Source organism: Arthrobacter sp. TS-15 (assembly GCF_006964045.1).
Classification (GTDB): Bacteria; Actinomycetota; Actinomycetes; order Actinomycetales; family Micrococcaceae; genus Arthrobacter.
Window position 1 is genome coordinate 1 of record NZ_SDXQ01000065.1, and the last position, 12,588, is coordinate 12,588.

16 protein-coding genes are annotated in these 12,588 nt (G+C 62.3%); 9 read left to right on the forward strand and 7 right to left on the reverse strand.

What is annotated here, in order from left to right; genetic code table 11:
• The 3 genes from EU811_RS22125 to EU811_RS22135 all read left to right on the forward strand — a co-directional run.
• A partial coding sequence (locus EU811_RS22125) for an SOS response-associated peptidase (RefSeq protein WP_142940421.1) occupies window positions 1-420 on the forward strand: 420 nt, incomplete at its 5' end.
• 135 nt (window positions 421-555) lie between these two features.
• Window positions 556-813, forward strand: a complete 258-nt coding sequence (locus tag EU811_RS22130; RefSeq protein ID WP_142940422.1) for a DUF2188 domain-containing protein — start codon at window positions 556-558, stop codon at window positions 811-813.
• A 116-nt stretch (window positions 814-929) separates the two neighbouring features.
• On the forward strand, window positions 930-1,457 hold the full coding sequence (locus EU811_RS22135) for a hypothetical protein (RefSeq protein WP_142940423.1): 528 nt from the start codon (window positions 930-932) through the stop codon (window positions 1,455-1,457).
• Window positions 1,458-1,479: 22 nt separating this feature from the next.
• On the opposite strand, the gene EU811_RS22140 is transcribed toward EU811_RS22135, so the two are convergent.
• The 7 genes from EU811_RS22140 to EU811_RS22165 form a co-directional block, all read right to left on the reverse strand.
• Window positions 1,480-2,388, reverse strand: a complete 909-nt coding sequence (locus tag EU811_RS22140) for a hypothetical protein (RefSeq protein ID WP_142940424.1) — start codon at window positions 2,386-2,388, stop codon at window positions 1,480-1,482.
• Window positions 2,369-2,512, reverse strand: a complete 144-nt coding sequence (locus tag EU811_RS23705; protein WP_162520271.1) for a hypothetical protein — start codon at window positions 2,510-2,512, stop codon at window positions 2,369-2,371. Before EU811_RS23705 ends, EU811_RS22140 begins: the two co-directional genes overlap by 20 nt.
• A 9-nt stretch (window positions 2,513-2,521) precedes the next feature.
• Complete coding sequence (locus EU811_RS22145) at window positions 2,522-2,923, reverse strand: hypothetical protein (protein ID WP_142940425.1); 402 nt, start codon at window positions 2,921-2,923, stop codon at window positions 2,522-2,524.
• Window positions 2,923-3,237, reverse strand: coding sequence for a hypothetical protein (locus tag EU811_RS22150; RefSeq protein WP_142940426.1), 315 nt, complete (start codon window positions 3,235-3,237; stop codon window positions 2,923-2,925). Before EU811_RS22150 ends, EU811_RS22145 begins: the two co-directional genes overlap by 1 nt.
• 30 nt (window positions 3,238-3,267) lie before the next feature.
• Complete coding sequence (locus tag EU811_RS22155; protein ID WP_187697286.1) at window positions 3,268-4,566, reverse strand: Y-family DNA polymerase; 1,299 nt, start codon at window positions 4,564-4,566, stop codon at window positions 3,268-3,270.
• A 38-nt stretch (window positions 4,567-4,604) separates the two neighbouring features.
• On the reverse strand, window positions 4,605-5,036 hold the full coding sequence (locus EU811_RS22160) for a LexA family protein (RefSeq protein ID WP_142940427.1): 432 nt from the start codon (window positions 5,034-5,036) through the stop codon (window positions 4,605-4,607).
• Between the two features lie 174 nt (window positions 5,037-5,210).
• Window positions 5,211-6,227, reverse strand: coding sequence for an ATP-dependent DNA ligase (locus EU811_RS22165; protein ID WP_142940428.1), 1,017 nt, complete (start codon window positions 6,225-6,227; stop codon window positions 5,211-5,213).
• 1,400 nt (window positions 6,228-7,627) lie between these two features.
• Here EU811_RS22165 and EU811_RS22170 point away from each other — a divergent pair.
• The 6 genes from EU811_RS22170 to EU811_RS22190 all read left to right on the forward strand — a co-directional run.
• Window positions 7,628-8,065 (forward strand): hypothetical protein, encoded by a 438-nt coding sequence (locus EU811_RS22170; RefSeq protein ID WP_142940429.1) that lies wholly within the window; start codon window positions 7,628-7,630, stop codon window positions 8,063-8,065.
• Window positions 8,066-8,137: 72 nt separating this feature from the next.
• Window positions 8,138-8,413, forward strand: a complete 276-nt coding sequence (locus EU811_RS22175) for a hypothetical protein (protein WP_142940430.1) — start codon at window positions 8,138-8,140, stop codon at window positions 8,411-8,413.
• 75 nt (window positions 8,414-8,488) lie between these two features.
• Entirely contained in the window at window positions 8,489-8,839 is a 351-nt protein-coding gene (locus EU811_RS22180) for a hypothetical protein (protein WP_142940431.1), read from the forward strand.
• 601 nt (window positions 8,840-9,440) lie between these two features.
• Window positions 9,441-10,454, forward strand: coding sequence for a DUF4192 domain-containing protein (locus EU811_RS22185; protein ID WP_142940432.1), 1,014 nt, complete (start codon window positions 9,441-9,443; stop codon window positions 10,452-10,454).
• A gap of 198 nt (window positions 10,455-10,652) precedes the next feature.
• Complete coding sequence (locus EU811_RS23830) at window positions 10,653-10,805, forward strand: hypothetical protein (RefSeq protein WP_165450227.1); 153 nt, start codon at window positions 10,653-10,655, stop codon at window positions 10,803-10,805.
• Window positions 10,806-11,901: 1,096 nt separating this feature from the next.
• Window positions 11,902-12,588: DNA-processing protein DprA (locus EU811_RS22190; protein WP_142940433.1), on the forward strand; the 687-nt coding region annotated here is incomplete at its 3' end.

Consider the following 12,588-nt stretch of genomic DNA (forward strand, 5'->3'; position numbering starts at 1 on the left):
GCGCCCCGAATACCGGATAATCCCGCCGAGGGCTACTACGAATGGCAGAAGACCGAGGACGGCAAGAAGATTCCGAACTACCTGTTCTCCGAGAAGGAACCATTGCTCGGCTTCGCCGGCCTGTACGAGTTCTGGCCTGATCCCGCGTTGCCCGAGGATGATCCGGAACGGTGGCTACTGACCTGCACGGTCCTGACCACAGTCACCCAGGACGCTCTGGGACACGTCCACGACCGGTCCCCGGTCATCATCCCGCAGGACCGCTTCGCGGAATGGCTCGACCCTGACCTGACCGACAAAGCCGACGTCCAGCACTTGCTCGATTCCCTGCCGGAACCAACCCTGACGCCGCGGATCGTCAGCACGCGCGTCAACAGCGTTCGCAATAATGGTCCTGAGCTTATTGAAGCGGCTGAGTGATCGGGACCGACTCCTGAAAATCTTTCAATTTTCCCGTCACGATTGCCACTAAACGGGCACATATAGAGGGGCGGTGCATTCATTGGCCGTTAGGCTGGCCCCAAATCAGTTGACGTCGTGAAGGAGCGGATCGAAATGGCCAAAGGCAATGACAACGACCGGTACGTAGTCCCCAACAGCGATCGCGGTGGCTGGGACGTCAAGAAAGAAGACGCCAAACGGGTCTCTGCCCATGAACCCACTAAGAAGGCCGCCGAGAAGAGGGCCAAGGAAATTGTTGAGAACACCGGCGGCGGGCACGGCGAAGTGCGGATCCAGAACAAGAACGGGAAGTTCAGCGACAGTGACTCGGGATCCAAGAACGAGTCGCCAGCCAAGGACACCAAACACTAAGTCCCGCCAGGGCAAGAACGTCCCCGGAGCGATTCACGCTAGGGCGGCTCTGGTTATTGTCAGAGGTCACTGAGAGACTTCCTGTCAGGAAACCCTGACAGGAAGGCAGGAAGCCCATGGGCTGGACATCCAACGACTTCAAACATGAGGGCTGGGTGGCTGAGATTGCACCCGACGGACGGCTCTCAGGCAGTTCAACCGGTGCGGGAATACTCTTCCACGGGATAACCGGAAACTACCCGTCAGCAGGGGAGTTTTACCCCGATGAGGAGATCGTTCCTCATGACCTGATTATGAGCTGGCGTGGTGCCTGCACCTGTGGGTGGCAGGGAGAGCTGTGGGAAAGGGTGCTCACGCCTGAAGAGGCTGATTTCGCCTCCCGCAGAGAATACTGCCCTCCGGGGGGCGGAGCTTATGTTTCCGAACGTGTGGAGGATGCCGTTCAGGACGAGTGGATGATCCACATCGCACCGTCTGAAGCGATCCTTGGCGTGGAGGCTGCGGCGAGGGAGTACCGTCAGGCCGCGCACCGTCTGGATAAGACTGTCGCGGCCGCGAAAGCAGCGGGCGCTTCCTGGGCGGATATCGGCCACGCCGCTGGGATCAGCCGCCAAGCCGCTCACGAACGCTGGGCCGACAAGTAACCCTGCCTGGTGTCGGCCGGGTCTAGGGTGGGCAGTTCCATTCGGGCAGGCGTGCGTTGAGTTCTCTGATGCGGTGAGGGTATTGGCGCTTCTTTGCATGGACCCGTTGTCTGGCGACCCAACCGGCCAGTGCCCGTTCTTTGGGGTCCCAGGCGCTGCGGTGCGGGTGCCTTCCGTTCTCCTTGACCCATTCGATAAAGTCGGTGGCCCGCTTTTGCCAATGTCGTTCGACGTTGAGCGACATTCCGTCCAGCCACCCGGGGAAGGCGGCATCGAGCGTCCGAATAGCTTCTTTGGCGAGCAGGCCGCGCCTCTGTTGGTTCCGTAGAACCAACAGAACTCCTGCAAGGCGTTCGGCCTCGCTCCCGCTCGTGTCATCGGGGGCGGGCAACCTGCCATGTTTCTGAACATAGGCAGCTATCTGCTGCGCCGATTCGACGTAGGAGCGCCGTTCCTGCTCGGAAAACGTCTCACGCCATTCAGGCAACCGGGCATCGAGCTCACGCACGCGAGCCGGGAAGCGTTCCCGGCGTGCGTCATAACGCTGCCGAAACAACCACCGACTCAGGAAGCGTTCTGCCTCATCGTCAGAAGACGCGCTCGGGAACCGGCCGTTCTGCGTGACCCAGGCAATGAAGTCCTCTGCCGTGCGTTGCCAGCGCTCACCGGCGTGATCAGCCCGGGCAGTCCACTTCGGATAAACCTGATCCAGGATTCGGGCGGCATCTTCGGGGAGGTCCCCAGCGGCTTTGAGCCGGCGTAGCCGCTCAAGGGCCAGCGCGAGGCGTTTGTGTTCCCCGGAGGAAGGCGTGTGCTGGGTGGGCAAGTATCCGTGGTCTTTGTAGAACTTGGCTATCAGCTGGGCGGACTGTTCCGCGGTTCGCTTGTCCCGGCTCTTAGGGCGGGTTTTGCTAGTCCGTGCGGAGGACAATGGCTTTGGAGCCTTCCGGGATCATTGATTCGGCGGCGGTTTTGGCTTCTTCGTACGTCTTGCCTTCGGCCTCGACGTGGCTTAGTTCGCCGTTGCCGGCCTCTACGGTCAGGATCACTTTCACCCCCATATCCTAGGCTGCCGCGATCGTGAAGGTCCGTTCGAGCACCGCCAGTAGGGTCGATGCCTCGCCGCTGCGCCGGAGGTCCACGGGCCGTGATCCTTGCAGGCCGGGGGAGGGGACCATCATCCACAGCGCGAAATAGTTGTGTGGGATCCGCAGCTCCATGGCACGTTCGAAAAGTTCCACCACGACCGGATCCATGTTCAGGTCAGGCCGGAACTGGTAACCAGGGCAATAGGTCCCTCCCTCTCCAATGAAGACGCGGACGAGCTGCCGCATCACCGGTTCAGGATCCTCGTGCATGGCAGAGAGTCTTTCGCGGACCTGCTCCAAGCTCGGGAGGCTGAATTCGTTGCGGATCCGTTCCCACAGCTGCTCAGGGACTGGGGAACGGTACAAGTCAGCCGGCACTAGCTGATGGATTCGAGCTGCCACGCCGTGGCCAGCGGTTCCCGCCGCAGCATGAACGTGCGCAGTTCGGCATTGGCAGAGGGGAGCTTGGCTTGGACCTGCCAGTGTTCGATGCTGACCAGATCGCCGGTGCCGATTGCTGCCCGGGCCCGGGTTTCCCACCATGCGTCTCTGGTGAACCAGTGAACGGTGTGGACGTCGGGATCGACCATCCAGATCCGGCCGTCGTGACGGATCGCCAACGGTGTGCCGTCGGGGCTGAACCGGACATCGACGGCATGGCCGGTCGTGGGTGATTCAGGTGCAAGAGTCATTGCGGTTTCCTTTCTTACCTTGGCGCCGGGTCAGGCGGCCTTGACGAGGGGGAGTTCGTCCCAGTGGGTGGTGTACCTGGGGGAGAGCATGTCGCGTTTCATGGACCAGTCCGGCCCGCCCTTGATCCCGGCATGGCCGAGCCCGATGGATCCGCGTCCGTACCGTTTGGCCACGTCTTCGAGCAGGATCCCGATGCCGCGTTCTTCGTGCGGGTTCTCGAACAGCTCCAGGGGTTTCTGGTTCCCGGACGGGCGAAGGTCGGTGACCATGATCCCGGCCCGGACGTACTTCACACCCTCATGGACCTGGGGGAGCAGTGCGTGGGCTGCCCGGGTCAGCAACACCGGGTCAGCGGTCGGCATCGGCAGCGCCAGGCAGACCGAGGGAAAGGACCTTTCGTGCGGGTTGAAGTGCGACGTCGCGGCGAACGCCGTCAGCACTTTCGCTTGCAGGTCGTGTTTGGCCAGGCGTGCCGAGGCCATTTGCGCGTACACGCTCATGACCTGCCGCAAACCCGCGGTGGTGGTGATCGGGGTGGAGAAGGACCGGGAGAAGATCAGCTGGTCCCGGCCGATCCGTTCCTCTTCCATCGGGATACACGGCGTTCCTTGCAGTTCCAGGACGGTCCGCATCATGACAATAGAGAACTTGTCCCTGATCGCGACCGGGTTCGCCCGGGTCAGGTCCAGAATCGAGAAGATCCCCATCGCGTTCAAGCGCTTGGTGAGTCTGGTGGCCACACCCCAGATTTCGACCACGGACAGCTTTGCCATCAGCGCTTCGCGCTGCTCAGCAGGCACTGACTCCCACCGGCACACGCCCCCAAAAGCAGGGTTGTTCTTCGCCCACTTGTTGCACAGCTTTGCCAGCGTTTTCGTCGGCGCGATTCCGACGCAGACCGGCACGCCGACGTTCCGCCGGCACGCGGCCTTCATCTCACGCCCCAGGGCCAGCAGCTCGTCCGGTTCACCGTTGACTCCAAGGAACGCCTCATCGATGGAGTACACCTCAAGCCAGGCCGAATAGCGGCCCAGCAGCTCCATCACCCGGGCCGAGATGTCCCCGTACAGCTCGTAGTTGCTCGACAGGGCCACCAGACCCCATTCCTTGGCCCTGGGCCGGAGCTTGAACCACGGGTCCCCCATGTCGATGCCGAGGCGTTTTGCCTCGGGGGAGCGGGTGACCGCGCAGCCGTCGTTGTTGGAGAGCACGATGACCGGTTTACCCTCCAGGGATGGGTTGAAAGCGCGCTCGGCCGAGGCATAAAAGCAGTTCACGTCCACGTGCGCGATTTCCTGCATCCGGCGCATTACCGCAGGCTTAGACATTGACGCCACCGAGTTCCCGTTTAGCGGAAAAGCGCGCATTACACATGGTGCAGGCACCTCGTGGCCACGCCCCAGATCGTCAGTTCAGCCAAGGCCGGAACCTCGATTTCGGGGAAGCGTGGGTTGTCGGCCTGCAGGATCACGCCCGAGGGCGTGATCCGCAGTCGCTTAATCGTCAGTTCCCCGTCGAGGACCGCCACCACCACGGAACCGTCTCTGGGTTCCAGTGCCCGGTTCACCACCAGCTCGTCACCGTCGCTGATGCCAGCCTGTTCCATGGAATGCCCGGTGACCCGGACGATGAAGGTGCTGGTGACGTCCTTGACCAGGTGTTCGTTGAGGTCGATCCGGCCGTCGAAGTAGTCCTGGGCGGGCGAGGGATAGCCGGCGGCCACCGCTACCGGTGCCAGCAGAGCTGTCACCAGAGAGAGTCCCGCATCTAACACACGGGGGCCAACTATCACGCCCACAACACGCCCTTTATTCGAATATATGTTCGGGTTAACTGTACTCCAAGGGACCGACGAAATAGCCGTCGGGGGCACCGGGGACGGCTTGCACACCAATAGGGGACAGCTTTGAGCTGTGCGGAGGGCTCCACCTGCCCCCAGTGGGCACAACCCGTCCACCGCGACTAGGAAGCGTTAGCGGTTTTGGAGGTGCGGTGGGAGTTCGACGTCGACAGGGTCCAGTTCAGGCCTAACGCGTATGTAACCGATGCCATGTCTGAAGGATTTACCGGTCCACGCAACATCGGCAGATATCTCAACCACGATCGGTTCCACCAGTGTCAGGTGAACCGGCCCTTTATCTTTGCTGAATCTATTCAGGGAGGTCTCGCTTATCTCTTCCGGCCAGGGATGCCCTGGCTGTGCCAGGCTGAGCTGGCGGCCCAGCTCACGCCCTACCCGTGTCGAGAGGACCGTGGACCGGCCAACGATCCGCAGCCGCCCATCGACCGGCAAGCCGACGATGATCGCCTGCGGCTGCGATATTGGCCCGATCACGGCCGCGCAGACCGCATCCAAAGTGCTTTTTGTCTTCAGCTTCAACCAGGAGCGCAGCCCGGCCGGATAGGGTTCTGATCCGCTCTTGAAGACCAGCCCTTCTACTCCTGTGGCGGGCAGGTCCTTCAACCAGGTCTTGGCCACTTCCATGTCCGTGGTGGTGGGGGAGAGGTTCAAGGGGGCGGTCCAGTCCCGGGCCAGTTCCTCGAGCAGCTGCCGGCGGCCCGTGAACGGGACGCCCCGGATGTCCTGCCCGGCAACGGCCAGCACGTCAAAGGCGGCGAAGGAGGCTGGCAGCTCATGGACCAGGGCGGGCAGAGCCGTCCGGGAGCTGACCATGCGGCGCTGCAGCGCCTCGAAGTCCAGCCGGTCCCCGTTCCATACGACTGCTTCGCCGTCCAGGACAACGCCGGGCGGTACCTGGACCCGCACCGCTGCGCAGAGATCGGGAAAAATGCGGGAGAGTTCTTTGCCTTGCCGACTCCACAGAGTCACTCCGTCGGAATCGCTCAGAATGATCGTGCGGAATCCATCCCACTTGGGTTCTGAATATATGAGGCCGGGCAGCGCCCGCGGGCCGGGGAATGTCTTGACGAGTTTCGCCAGTGCAACAGCCACCGGTGGTTGCAGTTCCCGTGGAATGGACTCGTCCATGGCCCCAGCCTAAAGGACCAAGACCAGAACGGACCTTCGCTGCGCTTCGGCCTGTAATAGCTTCTTTTGCCTTACATGTGGCTGGGTTGTTCTCCGTACAAGGCCACTGATCGTAGCCGTCCGGGGGCCCGACCCGTCAACCCACGCAACCGGGCAATCCCACGCGGTCGCTGCGCTCCCTTATTTCGCGGGATTCCCCGGTCACTCTTCGGGGTTGACGGCCCACCCTCGACCGGCTGGATCAGCGGGGGCCTCGCACGGCGGGGCAGGAAGGAGGTGGCTACATGAGCATCGACGAAGCGATCAAGCTCGCGACTTCGGTCGTGAGCTTGATGACAGCTGTCATCGCTCTACTCTCCCTGCGGAACGCGCGCTTAAAGAGCAAACGCTCCCGAGCTGCAACTCGGAAGCGTAAGCGTAAAGCAAGGAAGTAGGTGTAGCTACGAAACCCGGTGGTCGTGACCGCTTCGGTTGCGGCCACCGGCTCCTTCTCAGACTAAGTCCTACTCACCGATAAGGAAACCTCATGGAACCACTGGACATCGTGAACTTCGTTCTCTCACTCACAGCACTGGGAGCTTCGATCATGGCGTACCGCGCCAACACAAAAGTCCCCAAGGAAGACGAAAGCTAACCGGATCCGGGGCGGGCTGCCACACGGCGGCCCGCCCTACCGGCCCGGGTTGCCTTTGGACTCCGCATGAGCCTTCCTACGAAGTCAGCGGGTTACCAACACAATCGCTATCGCCACTCCAATGAGGACGGCGCCTAGCCCGACAACGACCATGTACCCAGGCTCCGGCCGACGCATCAACTTGGTGCCCGTCTTACCAAACCTGGCTTGCTGAGAGCCTTCCATCAATTTGCTGAGCGCTTTGCGCTTTACGACCACGAGAACACCGATAAGGAAGGCCACTCCCGCAACAACGCTTCCAATGAGTAGCTCCACGGTTCAGGTATCCCATCCTAAAGATTGAGGCCAGCCTAGCCCCTGAGGCCACTATGCTCGCGGGGCTCGCACCCCTTTGGGCGTCCACTCCGCTTCGCTCCGTGGCCGACTGTTGGGCCCGGTCCCGACGTCGCAGAGCTCCGCCGTGCCCGGTCCTGTGTGTCTACGACGTTTTTTGGCTGCTGTCCTTCGGATTCTATGTGTCCGCTCCACCCCGTCTAGCCCCTCCGCAAGCTCCGGGGCCTGCGGTGCAGGAAATGTCCCTACGGCGCTCCTGCGTCGCTTATTTCCTCCGGGAATTTCCCACACCTTGCCCTATGGGTAGACAGGGCTCCGTCGGCCACAGCTCCGCAAGCTTCGCCAGCAACCAAAAAACAACGGGGGAGGGGAGACCCGCAGCTGGCCAGGTCACACCGCTCCCTCACCAATCCTCTGCAAAGGACACAAAACCATGAACGCAATCAGCGTCCAGACGATCACCACCGAGGACACCGGCGAAACCATCCACGATGTGCCCGTCCTCGTGGATTACCACTTGAATGACGGCTACGACTGGATGGACGTCATTTCAGAACATGGCTGGGTCGTGATCCCCAGCTGGGGATCTGACGGCTGGGACCTCGGCCAGTGGCCCTACGTCATGGTCGCTGGAACCCGCACCGCCGACGCGATCGGAAACCTGTTCGGCATGGCAACCTACTGCGAAGGCGACGTGAAAACGTCGGTCTACCGGACGAAGGCCCGATTCTGGGACGCGATCACGGAAGAGGCTTTTTCCCACTGGAAGAACGGGCAAGCCCAAGGCCCGGCAGACCTGCCCGAAGCCGCTGCAGAGCTTCCCAGCCGCTACCGCATCCCGCCCACGTTCCAACCAGCAGCCGCCGCCTAACAACCCTCGACTCCTTGCCGGGCGGACCCCCGCCGCCCGGCAAGGCACCAAACCAGCAAAGGACAAATGACAATGACCGAAAACCGCAGCATCGCCAACAGCCCGGCCCAAACCGTGGTCTTCCTCGAAACCCTCGCCGCAATCGTGGAGAAATCCCCCGTGGCCTACAGCAGCGATGGAGCCGAAGACCTCGCCGCGCACATTCGCGGCATGGCTGCAGCCGTCACCACCGAGGCGAATGTGAACCCCGGCGAGCTGACCACCACCCGGCAATATGCGGCACTGGACTGGCACAACGAAGCCGTGGCCGTCCTGTTCGCCGCAGAACACCGCCCAACCTTCCACTAGCAGGAACTGAGAACCGCTGTACTGCCCGGCCAGAGCCGGGCAGTACAGCGCCCACCACTTCAAAGGAGCCAGCACATGAGCAACGCCACCACAGCCCCCAAAGGCATCACCGCCCTGATCTACCGCGACGCCCTGGGCACGGACTTCTCCAATCAGGGCATTTCCGCCCGCGTCATGGAGGTAACCGTCATCGGCGAGGGCATCGACCCCGTTTTCGAAGCCACCGAGGAACGGCCCGCCGTCCGGCTCGTCAAAAACGAGAGCCTCCACCGCGAAACCGTGACCCACGCCGAGCCAGTCGCCCCAGACGACGAAACAGCCCCGTGGTACATGTTCGGCGGCACGTTCATCTTCAGCAGCGACTCACGATTTCGACGCGCAGCCGGACAGTACGGAGCCATCCCGCTCCACGACCGCCGCGAGTAGACCGGAGGGTGGGCCGTTCGCCTCGTGTGGGCGGGCGGTCCGCCGCAGGTGGCCGGCTCTGGTGGGTGGTTGCCGGCGGCGGACCGCCGTTCCCGCCCAGAGCCGGCACTACTCACCGGGTGCGTGCGGCAAACCCTGGCCGGGATTGACCTGGTCGGATCCCCGGTGGCCAGGGAACAAGCATGCTCGCGGGGCTCGCCTTGGTTTCCGCTGCGCTTCAACCAGTTCAAGGGCGGCCTCTCCGCTTCGCTCCGTGGCCGGCTGTTGGGCCCGGTCCCGACGTCGCAGAGCTCCGCCGTGTCCGGTCCTGTGTGTCTACGACGTTTTTTGGCTGCTGTCCTTCGGATTCTATGTGTCCGCTCCACCCCGTCTAGCCCCTCCGCAGGCTCCGGGGCCTGCGGTGCAGGAAATGTCCCTACGGCGCTCCTGCGTCGCTTATTTCCTCCGGGAATTTCCCACACCTTGCCCAAGGGTAGACAGGCCTCCGTCGGCCACAGCTCCGCAAGCTTCGCCAGCAGCCAAAAAACAACGGGGGAGGAAAGAAAGTAGCTGGCCGGGTCACACCGCTCCCTCACCAATCCTCTGCAAAGGACACAAAACCATGAACGACCGCATTAACATCAGCACCCCGGCCGACATCCTGGCCTACGTCCCCCACATGCTGGGCGAGACCCCCAAGGAATCCTTCGTCCTGATCACGATGCAGGGCAACGCACTCGGCGCCACGCTGCGCCTTGATGCCCCGCTCTGCTTCGAACCCAAGGCGTTCGCCCAAACCGTCGTCAGCTACGCAACAGCCGACGAAGCGGCAACAGGGACCCTGCTGGTCATCTACACCGACGAGAACACCACGGCCGAACCCCGCCCGTTCTCCGAGCACGTTCAAGCGTTGCGGACCGAGCTGAAGACAGCACGGATGCCCCTGCAAGACGCATGGATAGTGACCTCGGAAGTGTGGAGCAACTACCTGTGCACAGACAGCGCTTGCTGCCCCGAGCGCTCACTGGACGAGATCACCAACAGCACCGGCAACACCGCCTTCATCTACCGGGGAAGCAACGTCACCGGATTCACCACCCCGGAGCCATTCACCGGCGAGGATGGAGCACGCCAAACGATCGCCGCGCACAAGCCCGACGGATGGCCCGAGGACACCGAAGCACGCCGCACCCAATGGGCTGAACTCCTTGAAAACCCCAAAGGACTCACCCACGAGGCCGCGCTGGAACTGGCAGGAGCGTTACAACATCCCATCACCCGGGATTACCTGATGGCGGACATCATCACCAACGCCCCCGATCAGTTCACCTCCGTGCTGCTCGGTGTGTTCATTGCCCGTCCCGACTGGAACCGCGTGGACACCGCCCAGGAACTTGTCTTCGAGCTGATGAAAGTCACCCCCGAAGGACAACGCGCCCCGATGCTAAGCGTGATCGGCTGGACGGAATGGCTCAAAGGAAAGTCCAGCTTCGCGGGACGGTATTTCAAGCTCGCATTGGAGGACGTCGAGGGCTACCGGTTCGCGGAACTCATGACCGATCTGGTCAGCCGCGGCCTACTCGCTGACTGCGTGCGTGATCCGAAAAAGGCCTATGCCCGCAAGATAGGCCGCTAACCGGATAAGGCCGGACCCCACACCAAGGGTCCGGCCTTAACCGTCGGGATCTCACCCAGGTGCGCGCGGCCTCCCCCGCTACGCTCCGCCGGCCGCGATGACGCTGCCGCGGGCGTAGCCACTTTCCAGTGAAACCGCAGGAACAGCCGATACGGTGAAAGGACAAGCAGTCCAACACCCGAAGGCAGGACCCCTACTGTGGCCGATCAGATTCGCATGACCGAGGCAGACACCATTGCCCCCGACGCAAGCCCGGCCGAAGACGTCCTGGAACTGCGCCTACTCACAGCCGGACCAGTCACGGGACCAGTTGACCGGCCCCTGGAAGACCACCGCCTAGACGAGCTGTGAAGCACGGCAGCGACCACGCTGCACCTACAAATTTCTTTTGCAGAGAAAACAGAAAGAGCCGGCCCGGTGGGCCGGCTCTTTCGTCACATCTACGCAGATTTCTGCTTGACTCACGGCAAGCGAGCCATGAGTTGGGACGCTATCCTCCGACTACATATGTGTGGGTTGTGATTTCATTCTCAATGACTAGCCCAGGTGCGATCGTGTAAGCGCCCTCTGGTTCTCCCGTCCCATGGTTCTTACCCGCGCAGCCGCAAACACAGTCAGCCACATTGTCGGCATCGGCGTCCCAGCAGGCGCTGACGCACGTTGACCGGGCGTTGCCCTCCAGCGTCACCTCCACCCGGTCAAACCGCTCCGCAAGCCCATTGATCACGGTTGTAGTGTGGTTGGAAGCTACCGTGAAGATCGGCCTTTCGTACTTAGGCCTGGTTGCTTCACCACAAATTTCCTTGAGCAACTCGTAGTTTCGGCCTCCACCTTGAAAAGGAAGAGTTATCTGCGTTCGCCCATTCAATGGCCGGTAAACCTTCGCGGTGCTCAATAAATTGCCTTCCCTACGCGCTAGTCCAGCGAACGGACGATGAAAGCAAAAAGTACAAGACCGATAGCCACGGTTTCAACCCGGAGAACCTGAGACAGCCAACCGCCAGTCTCGTAGCTTCTGCGCGGAGCGGGCTCGCGGGGCTCGCCTTGGTTTCCGCTGCGCTTCAACCAGTTCAAGGGCGTCCACTCCGCTTCGCTCCGTGGCCGGCTGTTGGGCCCGGTCCCGACGTCGCAGAGCTCCGCCGTGTCCGGTCCTGTGTGTCTACGACGTTTTTTGGCTGCTGTCCTTCGGATTCTATGTGTCCGCTCCACCCCGTCTAGCCCCTCCGCAGGCTCCGGGGCCTGCGGTGCAGGAAATGTCCCTACGGCGCTCCTGCGTCGCTTATTTCCTCCGGGAATTTCCCACACCTTGCCCTATGGGTAGACAGGGCTCCGTCGGCCGCCGAGCAAGCAAGCTTGCCAGCAACCAAAAAACAACGGGGGAGGGGAGACCCGCAGCTGGCCAGGTCACACCGCTCCGTCACCAATCCTCTGCAAAGGACCCAAAACCATGAACGACCGTATTGCACGTGCCGCCCTTACTCGTCTTTTCGATTCCCAGGACTCCACGGGCCGTGAGCTTGTCAAAGCATTGGGCGCCTACGCGGCCCTGAGGGTAGCAACCGGCGCCCAATCGCCCCACACCTTCCGCCACATCACGGAAGCGGAGTTGACTGAAGGGCTGCGCCGCTGGGCGCAGCGGGTCCCGGACGTGGACGCGGAAAGGGATCTGGCCACCATCGAACGACTGGGCGGAGGTTTCCTTATCCCCGGTGACGAACACTGGCCCATCGGCCTCGATGATTTGCCTGATGCCCCGTATGGGCTCTGGTACGTCGGGAACATCACCAACGGGATCCCCGCGGTACAGCGCGCGGCAGCGTTGACCGGTTCCCGCGATTCCACCAGCTACGGCGCAGCTGTCACCGGTGAGATGGCCCATGGACTGGCCCAGCGTGGAATCTGCATTGTCTCCGGCCTGGCCTACGGCATCGACGCGCACGCCCACCGTGGCGCGCTTGCTGGCTTTACCGGCACCGGACCGGCGACCATCGCGGTTGCAGCCGGAGGCCTTGACCGGGTTTACCCCTCCGGCAACGCCGACCTCGCGGCCGCGATCAGGGCCAACGGTTTGGTCGTCTCAGAGCAGCCCCCGGGAAACGCGCCTACGCGTTACCGGTTTTTTTACCGGACTAAG

Bases quoted from the DNA above. Each gene is read 5' to 3' on its own strand.
- EU811_RS22130 (WP_142940422.1), top strand. From the start codon at position 556: ATGGCCAAAGGCAATGACAACGACCGGTACGTAGTCCCCAACAGCGAT.
- EU811_RS22135 (WP_142940423.1), top strand. From the start codon at position 930: ATGGGCTGGACATCCAACGACTTCAAACATGAGGGCTGGGTGGCTGAG.
- EU811_RS22150 (WP_142940426.1), bottom strand. From the start codon at position 3,237: ATGACTCTTGCACCTGAATCACCCACGACCGGCCATGCCGTCGATGTC.
- EU811_RS22155 (WP_187697286.1), bottom strand. From the start codon at position 4,566: ATGTCTAAGCCTGCGGTAATGCGCCGGATGCAGGAAATCGCGCACGTG.
- EU811_RS22165 (WP_142940428.1), bottom strand. From the start codon at position 6,227: ATGGACGAGTCCATTCCACGGGAACTGCAACCACCGGTGGCTGTTGCA.
- EU811_RS22170 (WP_142940429.1), top strand. From the start codon at position 7,628: ATGAACGCAATCAGCGTCCAGACGATCACCACCGAGGACACCGGCGAA.
- EU811_RS22175 (WP_142940430.1), top strand. From the start codon at position 8,138: ATGACCGAAAACCGCAGCATCGCCAACAGCCCGGCCCAAACCGTGGTC.
- EU811_RS22180 (WP_142940431.1), top strand. From the start codon at position 8,489: ATGAGCAACGCCACCACAGCCCCCAAAGGCATCACCGCCCTGATCTAC.
- EU811_RS22185 (WP_142940432.1), top strand. From the start codon at position 9,441: ATGAACGACCGCATTAACATCAGCACCCCGGCCGACATCCTGGCCTAC.